At 44.9% G+C, this 15,239-nt stretch carries 13 protein-coding genes; 5 read left to right on the top strand and 8 right to left on the bottom strand.

The features are described from left to right. Window positions 1-918 precede the first annotated feature (918 nt). Window positions 919-2,391 carry an aminoacyl-histidine dipeptidase gene (locus AB4517_RS06630; RefSeq protein ID WP_017060790.1) on the top strand — a complete coding sequence of 491 codons (1,473 nt, stop codon included), beginning with the start codon at window positions 919-921 and terminating at the stop codon, window positions 2,389-2,391. 118 nt (window positions 2,392-2,509) lie between these two features. Here the strand turns inward: AB4517_RS06630 and AB4517_RS06625 are convergent, their stop codons facing one another. After that, complete coding sequence (locus AB4517_RS06625; RefSeq protein ID WP_372148096.1) at window positions 2,510-3,049, bottom strand: DUF3332 family protein; 540 nt, start codon at window positions 3,047-3,049, stop codon at window positions 2,510-2,512. 271 nt (window positions 3,050-3,320) lie between these two features. On the opposite strand from AB4517_RS06625, the gene AB4517_RS06620 reads away from it, so the two are divergent. Next, window positions 3,321-4,367 (top strand): succinylglutamate desuccinylase/aspartoacylase family protein, encoded by a 1,047-nt coding sequence (locus tag AB4517_RS06620; protein WP_372148095.1) that lies wholly within the window; start codon window positions 3,321-3,323, stop codon window positions 4,365-4,367. 202 nt (window positions 4,368-4,569) lie between these two features. On the opposite strand, the gene AB4517_RS06615 is transcribed toward AB4517_RS06620, so the two are convergent. Then, a complete protein-coding gene (locus AB4517_RS06615) occupies window positions 4,570-4,887 on the bottom strand; it encodes a DUF3622 domain-containing protein (protein ID WP_017056240.1) in 318 nt (105 codons plus the stop codon). A gap of 354 nt (window positions 4,888-5,241) precedes the next feature. Here AB4517_RS06615 and AB4517_RS06610 point away from each other — a divergent pair, with 354 nt between their 5' ends. Continuing rightward, entirely contained in the window at window positions 5,242-6,249 is a 1,008-nt protein-coding gene (locus tag AB4517_RS06610; RefSeq protein WP_372148094.1) for an adenosine deaminase, read from the top strand. 67 nt (window positions 6,250-6,316) lie between these two features. On the opposite strand, the gene AB4517_RS06605 is transcribed toward AB4517_RS06610, so the two are convergent. After that, window positions 6,317-7,501 (bottom strand): NnrS family protein, encoded by a 1,185-nt coding sequence (locus AB4517_RS06605; RefSeq protein WP_372148093.1) that lies wholly within the window; start codon window positions 7,499-7,501, stop codon window positions 6,317-6,319. A 288-nt stretch (window positions 7,502-7,789) separates the two neighbouring features. On the opposite strand from AB4517_RS06605, the gene AB4517_RS06600 reads away from it, so the two are divergent. Further along, entirely contained in the window at window positions 7,790-8,344 is a 555-nt protein-coding gene (locus tag AB4517_RS06600; RefSeq protein ID WP_372148092.1) for a gamma-glutamylcyclotransferase family protein, read from the top strand. 46 nt (window positions 8,345-8,390) lie between these two features. On the opposite strand, the gene AB4517_RS06595 is transcribed toward AB4517_RS06600, so the two are convergent. After that, window positions 8,391-8,723 carry a tRNA-binding protein gene (locus AB4517_RS06595; protein ID WP_017060796.1) on the bottom strand — a complete coding sequence of 111 codons (333 nt, stop codon included), beginning with the start codon at window positions 8,721-8,723 and terminating at the stop codon, window positions 8,391-8,393. 197 nt (window positions 8,724-8,920) lie between these two features. Here AB4517_RS06595 and AB4517_RS06590 point away from each other — a divergent pair, with 197 nt between their 5' ends. Continuing rightward, window positions 8,921-9,919: a substrate-binding domain-containing protein gene (locus AB4517_RS06590; protein WP_372148091.1), complete on the top strand. Its 999-nt coding sequence runs from the start codon at window positions 8,921-8,923 to the stop codon at window positions 9,917-9,919. Between the two features lie 224 nt (window positions 9,920-10,143). On the opposite strand, the gene galM is transcribed toward AB4517_RS06590, so the two are convergent. The 4 genes from galM to galE form a co-directional block, all read right to left on the bottom strand. After that, window positions 10,144-11,223, bottom strand: coding sequence for a galactose-1-epimerase (gene galM, locus AB4517_RS06585; RefSeq protein WP_372148090.1), 1,080 nt, complete (start codon window positions 11,221-11,223; stop codon window positions 10,144-10,146). Window positions 11,224-11,334: 111 nt separating this feature from the next. Then, window positions 11,335-12,495: a galactokinase gene (gene galK, locus AB4517_RS06580; protein WP_372148089.1), complete on the bottom strand. Its 1,161-nt coding sequence runs from the start codon at window positions 12,493-12,495 to the stop codon at window positions 11,335-11,337. Between the two features lie 238 nt (window positions 12,496-12,733). Beyond that, a complete protein-coding gene (locus tag AB4517_RS06575; RefSeq protein ID WP_372148088.1) occupies window positions 12,734-13,789 on the bottom strand; it encodes a UDP-glucose--hexose-1-phosphate uridylyltransferase in 1,056 nt (351 codons plus the stop codon). 228 nt (window positions 13,790-14,017) lie between these two features. Then, on the bottom strand, window positions 14,018-15,028 hold the full coding sequence (gene galE, locus AB4517_RS06570) for a UDP-glucose 4-epimerase GalE (protein ID WP_017070355.1): 1,011 nt from the start codon (window positions 15,026-15,028) through the stop codon (window positions 14,018-14,020). Window positions 15,029-15,239: the final 211 nt, after the last annotated feature.

The raw sequence follows: 15,239 nt of genomic DNA, 5'->3' as shown, positions 1-15,239 counted from the left end.
ACAAACATTATCGGTAAATAGTGTTTAAAAACAAGCAATTAACAAAAATACATTCAGTGAAATTAGTTGGTTGTTTTTTCTACCATCGGTTATTTTCATTGAGAATCTAGCCAGTAAATTCTGAATTCAAACCCACAATAGTTATGTATTTTTCAACAGGATCAGTAATAAGGCGCAAATTGATATTTCGGCGTTTAAAAAACAACCACGCAGAACTGCAGGGAAAGTGACAAGCGAAAGCGGTTTGGAAAAGTAGCAGGCAAAAAAAACGCCACTCAAAACTGAGTGGCGGTAGAATCTGTCAACCAAAAGGGCTGTAAAAGAATTCCAATATATAGGGGTGAACAAAACTGTTCGAGTTACATGCTTACGGTATTAGTAACCAAAGCTTGTAGGGTATGCAAAGTTGCTAGTGTAAACAGAGCTGTTAATCCAGAACATTGCAGATGGTAAACCTTTCATAACTATCACCTTAATAAATCAATAAAAAACGAATTTGATTTCTCGGTTCCTTGGAGGCGATAAAACGGACTCATCCTTTGAGCATTTACTCTTCATCTCAGAAGTTGGTTATTAATATACCCTAAAGAAAAAAGATTACAAGTATTTTTTGCTATACGTCACACTTTTTGCCATTTATGGTTATTTTGCAAACTTATTTTAGTAATAAAATTACAGAACAGAATTAAACAAACGTTTGCTTGCGCCATTTATAAGCATCAAGGCGCTTAATTGTGATCAGATGGACAAGATCGCATTCAAAATTTGAGCTATTTGAGGTTTAGAACCGCTACTCGTCAAAACGCTCAAGTGGTATGCTGTTGCCATCAAAACAGACCCATATTTTAGATTTTTGTTCTAGGTTTTTACCCATACAAAACCTAAATATATGGTTATTAAATAAAAAAGGAGTCATCCGTGTCTGAATTCCATTCTGAGATCAGTAAATTATCCCCTGCCCCTATCTGGCAGTTCTTCGATAAGATTTGCTCAATCCCACACCCTTCTAAGCATGAAGAAGAGCTTGCTCAATACATTATTGCTTGGGCAACCGAGCAAGGCCTAGATGTACGTCGAGACCCAACGGGCAACGTATTCATCAAAAAGCCAGCAACGGCGGGTATGGAAAACAAAAAAGGTGTCGTGCTACAAGCTCACATCGATATGGTTCCACAAAAGAACGAAGACACAGTTCATGACTTCGCTAAAGATCCAATCCAACCATACATTGATGGTGAGTGGGTTACAGCTAAAGGCACAACGCTTGGCGCTGACAACGGCATGGGCATGGCTTCTTGCCTAGCGGTTCTTGCTTCAAACGAAATCCAACACGGCCCTATCGAAGTTCTACTAACAGTAGATGAAGAAGCAGGCATGACTGGCGCTTTCGGTCTTGAAGCGGGTTGGTTAGAAGGCGATATCCTTCTTAACACCGATTCAGAGCAAGAAGGCGAAGTGTACATGGGTTGTGCTGGCGGTATCGACGGCGCAATGACATTTGAAATTGCTCGTAACGCGATTCCAGCTGACTTCGTAACACGTAAGCTAACGCTAAAAGGCCTAAAAGGCGGTCACTCTGGTTGTGACATCCACACAGGTCGTGCAAACGCAAACAAACTGCTTGCTCGCTTCCTAGCGGGTCACGCAAAAGAGCTAGACCTTCGCATCGTCGAATTCAAAGGTGGTAGCCTTCGTAACGCGATCCCTCGTGAAGGTTTCGTAACGGTTGCTGTTCCTGCGGCAAACCAAGAAAAACTGGCTTCACTATACAACTACTACACTGAGCTGCTTTCAACAGAGCTAGGTAAAGTAGAAGACAGCATCGTGACTTTCAATGAAGAAGCTTCTGTAGAAATGGGCGCACTTGCGTCAGCAGACCAAGCTCGCTTCATCGCGGCACTTAACGCATGTCCAAACGGCGTGATTCGTATGAGTGACGAGATTGAAGGTGTTGTGGAAACGTCTCTAAACGTAGGTGTTATCACAACAGAAGAGAACTCAATCACAGTGCTTTGCCTGATCCGTTCTCTTATCGATTCAGGTCGTAGCCAAGTAGAAAGCATGCTTCACTCTGTTGCTGAACTAGCAGGCGCTAACATCGCGTTCTCTGGTGCTTACCCAGGTTGGAAACCAGACGCAGATTCAGAAATCATGCATATCTTCCGCGACATGTACGAAGGTATCTACGGTCACAAGCCAAACATCATGGTTATCCATGCAGGTCTTGAATGTGGTCTATTCAAAGAACCTTACCCGAACATGGATATGGTTTCTTTCGGCCCAACCATCAAGTTTCCGCACTCTCCTGATGAGAAAGTGAAGATCGACACCGTTGAGCTATTCTGGAACCAAATGGTTGCGCTACTTGAAGCGATCCCAGAAAAAGCATAATTCGATAAGCGTTAGTGCTTTTCAATAAATGGTGTTCTCAGTAAGCACCGTTTATCGACACAAAATAAAACAGGTACTCAATGAGTACCTGTTTTTGTATCTAATGAATCAATCTAGATTAAGCGCGAGCTGCTGCGTAAGCTGAAAGTTCATCGATAGACGTCTCTGCAACCACTTCACCATCGATAGAGTAAGTCACTACATCACCTTCACGAACGCCAACCAAAGTTGCTGTCTCGCCAGTTTGGTAAGTGATTTCCATCTGTACTGTGTTCTCGTCTACTTGGAACATCTCACCCGTTTCGATCATACGGTTTTGAGTGATAGGACCCACTGGTGCTTCCGTTAGAGACGGATCAAGTTGGTGGTTGATGTCTAGGTAAGTATCAGTCTTAGTATCAAAGATGTGCGGAGCACCTGTTAGTGGGTTACTACCCGTCCAGAACTCTAGTGAGTTGAATACTAAGTAATCGGCAGCAACCGTTAGACCATACGCAGGTGCAAGTAGTATGTTCAAACCACCACGAGCGTAACGGTTATCAACAGCCTTCACGTTAAACTTCATTAGGTAACCGGTTACTGCATTACTACCCACACAGCCAGATAGAGCAACAGATACCACTGCTAGTGCTACAACTTTTGAAATTGTTTTTTTCATTTTGATCTCGATATTTGAATTTGGCCGCCAAAAAATGGCGGTGGATAATACCAACGAACCAAATGACAAATATCAGCGCTAAATCAATGTATTGTCAGAAAATTCACAATTTGAAACACCCTTCAATTAACCAAATAAAAAACTGAAACCAATTCATAAGCCCCTTCATAAAAAACTTTTGTCGTCACCGTAAAGCGATTGATTCGTACTAAAAATCAACGATTGATACATTCCGTGTTAACGAATTATCACCATGTTGAGAACAACCTAAATGGCAAGACTAAAACCTAATCAACCATTCGAATTACTTGGTTATACTGTTCAGCCAGGACAACGAATGGAGATTGAACTGCAAGCGGCTCAGCTTTACACGCACTCTCCACTTTCGATCCCGATTGAAATTATTCACGGTCGCCAAGCAGGCCCAACACTGATGGTAAATGCGGCGATCCACGGCGATGAGCTAAACGGTGTTGAGATTGCTCGACAACTGACGAATGCTATCGATCCAAAAAAACTGAAAGGTACCTTGATTGTCGTGCCTATCGTTAACGTGTTCGGCTTTATCCATAAGTCTCGTTACCTACCAGACCGTCGCGACCTAAACCGTTGCTTCCCAGGTAGTGAGAAAGGATCGCTAACATCACGTATCGCTTACACTTTCTTCGAGAACGTGGCAAAGCACTGTGATTACATCTTGGATCTACACACGGGCGCGATTCACCGCACCAACCTGCCACAGATTCGTGCAAACCTATCGAACCCTGAAACACTGCGCATCGCAAAAGCGTTTGCAACACCCGTGATCATTGATTCTCCACTGCGTGACGGTTCACTGCGTAGCGAAGCGGAAAAACTGGGTATTCCTGTATTAACTTACGAAGGTGGTGAAGCGCTGCGTTTTGATCACCTAGCGATTCGTGCGGGTTACCTTGGCGTGCACCAAGTGATGAAAGAAATTGGCATGCTGCGCCCTAACCGTAAGAAGTTACCAGAGCCAGTATTGAGTAAATCCACCAGCTGGATCCGCGCAGAGTCAGACGGTATTTTGCGTAACATGGTAAGACTGGGCGAACAGGTTGAAGCAGGACAAACCCTTGCTTACATCAGCTCTCCATTGGGTCACCAAGAAGGCCAAGTGATCACAACCAAAGGCGGTATCGTGATTGGTCAGCAAACTCTACCTTTGGTCAACGAAGGTGATGCTGTGTTCCACATCGCTTACTTCAAGCAAGACGATGAAGAAGTAGGACAATCAGTAGAAAGCTACATTGAAGAAGTGGCAGAAGACGATTGGCTAACTGAACTGAATAACTGATCAGACAATGCTTAACAGTTTAAGAGCTCGACGTTAAAAGCGAGAAGCCAAACCGAGCTCTTAAACACAATAAAACAGAACTCCACAAACTAAAAAGCCCCAATACACTTTTAACTATAAAGAAAAAAGTTGTATCGGGGCTTTTTTTTCACAAATCCCTTATCTTAAAATTAAGGGATCTATAAATTAGTCATGCACTGAATTACTCAGCGTCTTCTTGCTCTTCTGCACGAGCTTTAGCGCGCGCTTCACGTGCTTGCTCAGCTTTAAGCTCTTTAGTGTGACGTAGTTCGTCACGCTCTTTACGCTGCTCTGATTTACGCTCGTTACGTTCAGCTTGGTTAGCGATGAAAGATGCTAGCTCTTTCTCTGCCCACTCTTGTGCTAGAGCTTCAGTTTCGAAACCAGACTCACGCTTAGATACTGTAGTGCTGCGAGACGTTACTTGACGAGTAATCTCTGCACACCAACCGTTGCGTTTTTCTGTAAGGCGGATATCAAATTTTTTGTTCTTAGACATGTTCTATTTTTTCCTAAGGGAGATCATTAAGGGATCGGTCAACTTTGATAACTCCATCTAAGTGAGCATCTTTTAACACCATCCCTTGGTAAGCGCGGTATTAGAGCACAAATCAATGAATATTGCTGCAAATATTTGCAGCGGATCACACTCCAATGCTGCAAATCGTTTGCGCCTAATTTCAATCGGTTCATAACTCTCGGTTCACCATCAACTTCTATCCTATTTTATCGATAACAATGAAATGAACTATGCTCAAACAGAGATAAATGAAAGAGATACCTGCTTGCTCAGGTTTATAGACTCTACTGTCTCACCTACTCCGCTCATAATTAAAATAGCTAAGGAGTTGCTATGGATAGCTTCATCAAAAATTTACCCAAAGTTGAGCTGCACTTACATATAGAAGGCACATTAGAGCCAGAGCTGATGTTCCAACTCGCCAAGCGTAATAACCTGTCGATTCCCTTTGAGACCCCAGACCAAGTTCGAGACGCGTACCAGTTCCACAATCTTCAATCCTTTCTCGATATCTATTACCAAGGTGCAAACGTACTGATTCATGAACAAGATTTCTACGACCTGACGTGGGCTTATCTGTTGAAGTGTCAGCAAGATAATGTGGTTCATACTGAGATCTTCTTCGACCCTCAGACTCACACTGCACGCGGCATTGACTTTGAAGTCATCGTTGGCGGGATTACTCGAGCTTTGAATCAAGTGGAGCAAGAGCTTGGTATCAGCAGCCAACTGATCATGTGCTTTCTGCGTCATCTCGATGAAGACAGCGCTTTTGAAACACTCAAACAAGCCCTTCCTTATAAAGATAAGATCATTGCCGTTGGGTTAGATTCATCAGAACAGGGCAATCCACCAGAGAAGTTTAAACATGTATTCCAAGAAGCGATCAACCAAGGCTTTCTGACTGTCGCGCACGCCGGAGAAGAAGGCCCAGCACAAAATATTAGCGACGCACTGAGCTTGCTAGGCATTACCCGAATTGATCATGGCGTTCGCTGTGTAGAAGATGAAGAGTTGATGGAACAGCTAATAGCAAAACGTACACCACTGACCGTCTGCCCGCTGTCGAATACCAAGCTCAAGGTGTTTGAGACCATGCAAGAGCACAACATCGTCGAGTTGCTGAGAAAAGGGCTGTGCGTCACCATCAATTCCGATGATCCGGCTTACTTCGGCGGCTATATGAATGATAACTTCCTCGCCGTCGCCAATGCTCACCCAGTGACCAAAAACGAATTGGCGCAGTTCAGTATTAATGCCATCGAAGCCAGTTTTATCTCGCCTCACGCCAAGGAAGATCTCATCACACAGGTACGCCAATACCTTGCTGCGAGTACTTAATGAGTTATCAAGATCAAAAAGGGAAGCTCTGAGCTTCCCTATCTATATCAATAGATAACTAATTGGCTTAGCCCGGGTGACCATCCACTCTTGGCGTTAACAGCATCATCCCAAATTTCCAGATAAATAGACCGAACGCTAACGTCCATAAACCCGCGCTGATATTGACCATCTCAAATAAATACGCCGGGAAGAATGTCACACCTAAACTACGAACGAGTGCCGCGATAAATATAGCCGAGAACGCCAAAGCCATACTTGGCCCTTTATAGATAGCACGGCCAGTATGTCCCATTGTCACGCGCGTGATCATCGCCAGAATTAACCCACTCAAGCCACCAATCGCAAACAAGTGCAGCATGTTGTGGCTCGCGAACGGGTTGTCTAACAGACCACGTAACAGCAAACTGAGAGGGATACATAGGTAAGCCGCATGCAGCGACCACACCAAAGGCTCAGACAAGGTTGTCCAAGGCTTCCAACGGATAAAGCGAACTAACTGAGTCACGCCAGCAAACACCATTAACTCATTACCTACTTGAGCAAAGGTCAATGGGAAGAAGCTCAACACAAATAAACCAACCAAAGGTAGATTGGCTAACCATTCCAACCAAACCAATGGCTGCGCTTTTTCAAACTCAAAACGACGTGCTGTGAAGAATGGGATCACTCGCCCACCCATCACTGATAACAGCAAGGTAAACCACCACAACATAGACTGCCAAACTGCAGACGATGGGAATGGAGGCATCCCCTTAATGGTCGCGTAACTAGCAAAGTTCGCCACGATAGCCAATATAAACAGCGGCACAAAGAATAGATTCTTCCAGCCTTTCGACTTCACGACTCGGAAACCAATTTCGTAGGCGGCGAAGATTAAGAACAGCGCCTCAACCGACGAAATCAGCCATAACGGCGCGGGGGTCCAAAACAGAATACGAGGTGCCAACCACAATCCGACTAGCGCGGCTAATCGATAATGCTTGGTGCCATTGACGCCTGTCCAAGTTTGCACGGCAGTGAGCACAAAGCCGACAACAATCGCCATCGAAAAACCAAACAGCATCTCATGCACGTGCCACCACAGTGCGGGAACGTTTAAAACCTCAGGCTGGCCGTTTTGAAACATGATGACCCAAGCCACAATCGCAATCACGGCATAGAGACTGCCTAGAAAGAAGAAAGGTCGAAAGCCTAAACGCAGGTAGGCTGGAATCGCGTCTTCTACACTTTTATCTGTGATATTTAACAAACTCGCTCCTAATTCTCAGATAAGCGGTCAAGGTATTACCTAAACCAAATTTGGTGTGCATCAAATTCGATGCAATATAAAGCTCACATTGCATGAAACGCGCCAATTAGATAAAGCCAGTAAAAACAGTGACTCACGAGATCAACAAGCCAGTAAACAAGTCAAAAAAACACAACCCAAAGAGTCATAAAGACATATAGATGTGTAAATAGAAACTTACTGACTTTTGCCATCTCGCCACATATAGTAAGACTAGTCTCAAATACAAAAGAACAGACAAGGAACGCGATGTATATTTTTGGTTATGGCAGTTTGATCAACTCATCTTCACGTCAACTCACAGGTCAAACGGGTCAAGCAATCCCAGCGATTGTTCATGGCTTAGTGCGCCATTGGAGTAAGATCGACGACAGTTACGTGTTATCCCCTTTGATCGTCAACCTTGGTGAAGGGCAAGTGAATGGTGTTTTGCTTGAAGTCGACGAGATAGCGCTTGCTGAGTTTGATCGTCGTGAACGTGGCTATCACCGAATCGAATTAAAAGCCGATCAGATAGAGAGCCAAACCGAATTCAAAGAAGATCAATCTATTTGGGTTTATGTGAAAGACGAAATCGAGGCGCCTTGTGAGAACAGCCCTATCGTTCAAACCTATGTCGATACCGTTATAGCTGGGTGTTTAGAGGTGTCTGAAAGCTTTGCGGCGCACTTTGTTAAACACACACAAGGTTGGCACCACCCATTAGAAAATGATCGCCACCAGCCTAAATATGGCAACCTTGCTGGGGTTTCCGATCACCACCATAGTGTAATTGATGGTTTGATATTGACCGTACGCAGCTAGTTGATTTAGGTTGGTGAACACATTGACTCACCAACCTAAAGTGAGCTTAAACGACACGAATACCTGCTGGCATCGCACGTTCAGGTGTTAGCAATACACTTTCAGATTCATCTTCCGTTTCTGCACATAACAACATGCACTCAGAAGTGTGGCCTCTCATCTTAGCCTTCGCTAGATTGCACAAAACAACAACCTGCTTACCCATCAACTCTTCTTCAGTGTAATAAGGAACTAGGCTGGTCACCGTTTGCAGCGTCTTGTCACCAACATCCACTTGCACGATGTACAGCTTGTCGGCGTTTTCATGACGCACAACCTCAATGATCTTACCGACACGCATTTCTAACTTAGCAAAGTCACCATAAGAGACAGTATCCATTTCTCACTTCCTATATTGATTTGTTTTCACTCATTAAATCATTTACTAAAATTAAGTAAAATGTAAATGTTTACACTAGCATTAAGCCTAATAATTACAAGCGGTAAAGATCTCATTACTGGAAGTAAAATGAGAGTTTCGTTGCCTTACTATCATTGTCGGTGTTAAATAGATGCAGCAATGTATAGAGGTTAAAAATGGCAACAATTAAAGATGTAGCAAAGGAAGCTGGTGTTTCTGTTGCAACCGTATCTCGAGTGATCAACAAGTCTCCCAAGGCAAGTGCAAGCTCGGTAGAGTCTGTAACGAAAGCGATGTCTAAACTAGGCTATCGCCCGAATGCCAATGCTCGTGCGCTGGTAAGCCAAAGCACAAACACTGTTGGTGTATTGGTCGGTGACATCTCCGATCCTTTTTTTGGCACGCTGGTTAAGGCTGTCGATAATGTCGCTCGTGAGAACGGAAAGCATATCCTCGTCGGTAATGGCTCACACGATCGTGAAGAAGAAAGACAAGCGATTGAGTTACTGATCAATAGCCGTTGCGACGCCTTAGTGATCCATTCAAAAGGCCTGACAGACGAAGAACTGATTGCCTATGCAAAAGAAGTCAAAGGCTTAGTGCTGATCAATCGCTATATTGCTGAGATTGCCAACCGTTGTATTTTCTTGGACAACAAGAAAGGCGCGTATCTTGCGACTGAATATCTGATTCGTCATGGTCATAAAAATATTGCCTGTATCGCTTCATCGCACAGCATTGAAGATGCCGATGAGCGTGTACAAGGTTACTTGTCAGCACTCTCGGATTACAAAATAGCGTTATCTGACAGCTATATTGAGTACTCAGCTCCCACCAGTGAAGGGGGTGAATACGCCATGACCAACCTTTTGACTAAATCACTGCCAATCACAGGCATTGTTGCGTACAACGATTACATGGCGGCAGGTGCTTTGTCTGTCCTAGATGAAAATGGTATTCAAGCGCCGGACAAAATGTCGATCATCGGCTTCGATGATGGCTTGATTGCACGCTATGTTCATCCAAAGCTAACCACCATTCGCTACCCGATTCAGATGATGGCAGAGAAAGCGACACGACTCGCGTTGCACTTAGCCAAAGGTGAAAACACCTCAACTGAACCAATGATGTTCTCTCCAACTCTGGTACGCCGTAATTCGGTAGAGAAAGTCTAGGTTCTGGTCTGGTCTGGTCATCAAGCAATAAACAAAAAAAAGCCCTAACAGAATCGCTTCTGTTAGGGCTTTCCTACCTTACTCAGATACTCAACAATCGCGCTTAATAAACCGCACTCTTGTTGAGCGCCACTTTTGCTCATCCCCCAAGAACAACGCGATAATTCACATCGTCCTATTCACAAACAAAAGATATTGACGTAACCGCTTTGAGCTAGAGCGTACTAGTTTGAAGAATCCCCCGAAAATTCAAACTGGTAACAGGTACTGTAGTTATATTCTTGTTCAGGCTTGAGAATACAACTGTCCTGCTTCCACTCTGGGTGGTTAGGAGAGTCAGGTAAGAACTGGGTTTCTAGCGCCAAACCAGCGTAGTCTTCATAGCTACCACCACTTCGGTTTGGTGTACCACCAAGCCAGTTTCCGGTGTATAGCTGCATTGCAGGTTTGGTTGAAAATACTTTTAGTGTGACGAGCGCATCTGGTGACGTTACGGTCGCAGCGCATTGAGTGCGCTTACAGCCATCAGCCAATAGGAAAGAGTGGTCGTAACCCTTTGCTGCTTTCTGCTGTTCATCACCCAACAAACGCTCTGAGATCATCATAGGCTGATTGAAGTCGAAGCTGGTCGATTTCACCGATTTAAGGTTGCCTAATGGAATACCTACCGAGTTGGTCGGTAAAAACTGATTGGCGTTGATGCTCACAATGTGTGACAAACAATCGTGCCCGGCTTCTGCACCAAGTAGGTTGAAGTACGCATGATTCGTTAGGTTGACCACGGTTGGCTTGTCTGTGGTTGCAGAGTAATAAATGGAAACTCGATTATCTTCGGTGAGTTCATAACGCACCGACACATTCAAATTCCCCGGAAAGCCTTGATCGCCATCAGCCGACTCTAAAGTAAACGATACAGATGTATCAGTCTGCTCGGCAATATTCCAACGACGTTTATCAAAACCGTTCGGACCACCATGTAAGGTATTGCCCGCTTGGTTGGTTTCCAGCTTGTGGTTCTGACCATCAATTTTAAAACGACCATTGGCAATGCGGTTAGCATAACGGCCAACGGTTGTGCCCATATAGCTGGCTTGTTTATCGAAGTTCTCCATTGAGTTAACACCCAACAAAACCTCTCTTTTATTTCCCTTTACTGGCAGGATACAGCTCAACCATGTTGCACCAATGTCCATGAATGTCACTTCCATGCCACGCGTATTTGATAGCGTCACTAACTGAGCGGGTTGGCCATCATAGGCTGGAGTTTGTGTCATGGATTGATGCAGGTTTTGCTCTTGTGTCATTCTAAATTCCTTCTAGTGCCAGTAAAAAGCCTCTACCTGAAGTAAAGGCTTTAGCATTTGGCCTACCATGATCTTTTTACTTGGTAAGCTCTATATTAAGTCTCGAAGCCGTTAGATTACTTCAACTAAGCCTGCTCCGTCTTTCGCTTGGCACACATAAATAGATTCTTTTAGCCCCGTCGCCGCTTGATATTTCTGTTCAACGGTTGTTTTGATTTCATCAACCAATGCAGGTGGAACCAATGCCACAATACAACCACCGAAACCACCGCCAGTCATACGCACGCCACCTTGTTCACCGATCACTTCTTTGACCATATCAACCAGCGCATCAATCTCTTTCACCGTGATTTCAAAATCATCACGCATTGATGCATGCGATTCAGCCATCAACTCGCCCATACGCTTCATATCATGAGTGCGTAGAGCTTGAGCCGCTTCAACAGTACGGTCATTTTCAGTAATCACGTGACGAGCACGTTTCGCGACCATTTCATCCAATTCAGACTCTTTCGCTTTGAATTGCTCAATGGTCACATCACGAAGTGCCGGAACACCAAAGATGCGCGCCGCTTCTTCACACTGTTCACGACGTGTGTTGTATTCGCTGTCGACTAAGCCGCGTTTCTTGTTTGAGTTAATGATAACCACAGCCATATCTTCTGGCATTGAAACCGCTTGAGTTTCTAGGCTACGGCAATCCAAAAGCATCGCGTGATTCGCTTGACCTTCCGCCGAGATCATTTGATCCATAATGCCGCAGTTACAGCCCACAAATTCGTTTTCAGCTTGTTGACCATTAAGCGCCACTTCGGCTTGGCTGATCTCTAGGTTGTAAAGCACCTTGAATGTTTGACCAATCACCACTTCCAGTGCCGCAGAAGAACTTAAACCTGCACCTTGAGGCACGTTGCCCGTTACAGAGATGTCTGCACCTGTAAATTCAAAGCCGCGACCTTTTAAGCACTTCACCACACCACGAATGTAGTTCGCCCACATCTTGTCTTGTTGGAAGGTGATCTCTTGAGTTAAATCGAACTCATCCACTGCATTGCCGTAGTCCACTGATACTACGCGTACAATGTTGTCGTCACGCTTAGCCGCTGCGACTACCGTTTGGTAGTTAATGGCACACGGTAGAACAAAACCATCGTTGTAGTCGGTATGCTCGCCGATCAGGTTCACACGACCTGGTGCTTGGATAATATGAGCCGCTTGGTAACCAAGGACTTGCTCAAAAGATGCTTTCACGTTTTGGATTAGGTCAGACATAAGTAAACTCTCTGGTTAAACTCTTTGTTCAATTGGTTATGGTCCCTTCACGGCACCACTTTAATTCTTTTAGATTCCCTATCTCGTTCGTCTCTCACGGTAGGGAATGACAACATCGGCGTCTAAGCTCCAAAGTCCTAAGCTCTTAAGCTTCTAAACTTCTAGGCCTTTCACCGGCCGTCACTCCAGCATCGAGGGACGAGATATCAGGAATCTCACTCGTTATCTACGAAGTAGGCTATTCCTGCTCTTTGTAGTGAACGTCACTCAAATCACGAAGACGCTGCGCTGCTTGTTCTGCGGTTAAATCACGCTGAGACTCTGCCAGCATTTCGTAGCCGACCATGAACTTACGAACCGAAGCACTACGTAGCAATGGGGGGTAGAACAACGCATGCAGTTGCCAGTGATCGATGTCGGTGCCTTCTTCAAAGAACGGCGCATAGTGCCAGCCCATTGAGTAAGGGAATGAACACTGGAACAAGTTGTCGTAACGGCTAGTCAGCTTCTTAATCGCAAGCGCTAGATCATCACGTTGTTCGTCAGTCAGTTCGCTCATACGGCGGATGTGTGTTTTTGGTAGCAACATGGTTTCAAATGGCCACGCTGCCCAGTAAGGAACCACAGCAATCCAATGTTCAGTTTCAACCACAGTGCGAGAGCCGTCTTTCATTTCAGCTTCAACGTAATCCACTAATAGGTTTGTGCCCTGCTGTTCAAAGTACTCTTTTAGCAGTTTTTCTTTGCGTTCAATCTCGTTGGGTAAAAAGCTGTTTGCCCAGATTTGACCGTGTGGGTGTGGCTGAGAACAGCCCATGGTCTCGCCTTTGTTTTCAAACGCTTGAACCCATAGGTAGTCTTTACCTAGCTCTTCAATCTGTTCATTCCATGTGTCGATAACACCGCGAATCTTGTTTACTGGTAACTCTGGCAGCGTTTTGCTGTGGTCCGGAGAAAAACAGATCACGCGGCTCAACCCGCGAACACCTTGAGTCTTGAATAGAGGGTTTTCAGACTCTGGAGCGTCAGGTGAATCAGGCATCAACGCCGCGAAATCGTTACTGAATACGTAAGTACCGTCGTAATCTGGGTTTTCGTCACCCGAGATACGTGTGTTAGTTGGACACAAGAAACACTCTTTCTCATACGCAGGAAGCTGCGCAGTCGATGGTTTTTCATCTTGGCCACTCCAAGGACGTTTTGCTCGGTGCGGTGATACTAAGATCCACTGACCCGTTAATGGGTTATAACGACGATGCGGGTGGTCTACTGGGTTAAATTCAACTTTTGACATGTTTAGATTGCTCTCAAATTTTGTGTCTTGGTCAATTCACCAAGATGAATAATTCTTCTACAAGGAGATTCCCTATCACGCTCGTGCCTCGCTGTAGGGAATGACGTGTAATCTCGTTGTGCTATTTGTGCAAAGGCCACCACTTCATAGCCTTATGCTCATCCGTCATTCCAGAATAAAGGCACGAGATATCTGGAATCTCTATTTTTTCAATAGCTTAAAAGTTCTTTAGTAACCTTGTGGGTTATTCGACTGCCAATTCCATGTATCCGCCGTCATCTCCATCACGCTACGCGTCGCCTTCCAGCCAAGCTCGCGCTCTGCTTTTTCAGTACTTGCCCAACATTCGGCAATGTCACCTGCGCGGCGTGGGCAAAGTTCATAAGGAACCGGTTTGCCCGATGCTTGTGCGAAGGCTTCAACCATCTCGAGTACACTTGAGCCTTTGCCCGTACCTAGGTTGTAAATGTGTAAGCCCGCTTTCTCACCAACCACTTTTAGTGCTGCGACGTGACCGTCCGCTAAATCCATTACATGAATATAGTCACGAACGCCTGTGCCATCGACTGTTGGGTAATCGTTTCCAAAAACAGCCAGTTTTTCACGGCGCCCTACGGCTACTTGAGCAATAAACGGCATTAAATTATTTGGGATACCTTGTGGGTCTTCACCCATAGTGCCCGATGGATGTGCACCGACTGGATTGAAGTAACGCAGTAAAGTGACGCTCCAATCGTTCTCCGCGTTGAACAGATCGCTCAAGCACTCTTCCACCATATATTTGCTGCGACCATAAGGGTTGGTTGTCGCGCCAGTTGGTGAAGTTTCAGTAATCGGCACTACTTCCGGGTCGCCGTAAACGGTAGCCGAAGAACTAAATACGATGCTTTTCACGCCCGCTTTTTTCATACTGCGAGCTAACACCAATGAACCATTGACGTTGTTATCGTAGTACTCCAAAGGCTTAGCCACCGACTCCCCTACCGCTTTCAGGCCAGCAAAGTGAATCACGGCTTGGATATCATTTTCTGAAAACACGCTATCTAGAAAAGATTGGTCACGAATGTCGCCAAGATAAAACGTTGGTCGCTTGCCAGTTAACGACTCGATTCGTTCCAGCACTAGCTCTTTGCTGTTGCAAAGGTTATCAACAATGATCGGCTCCATACCTGCCTGTATCATTTGAATGCATGTATGACTTCCGATGTAACCCATGCCGCCCGTAACCAGTACTTTCACAATCAACCTCTCTTTGTCGTCATTCGTGGGCTAACTCGAACTGACATTCAGCTCAGTAGCACCGTATGTCAGAAATAGTAGCAGCCATTTTGACTATAATTCTGTGATCAAAACCACGAAGTGTAAACGTTTACACTAACTTTCATCATTGGTACTGTTCATGACATAGAGGAAATGTATAGCTATTAACCTCTAATTCATTGAATTTTAA

Source organism: Vibrio sp. 10N.222.52.C3, assembly GCF_041474195.1.
GTDB lineage: Bacteria > Pseudomonadota > Gammaproteobacteria > Enterobacterales > Vibrionaceae > Vibrio > Vibrio crassostreae_C.
This window is presented reverse-complemented; position numbering and strand designations above follow the sequence as displayed.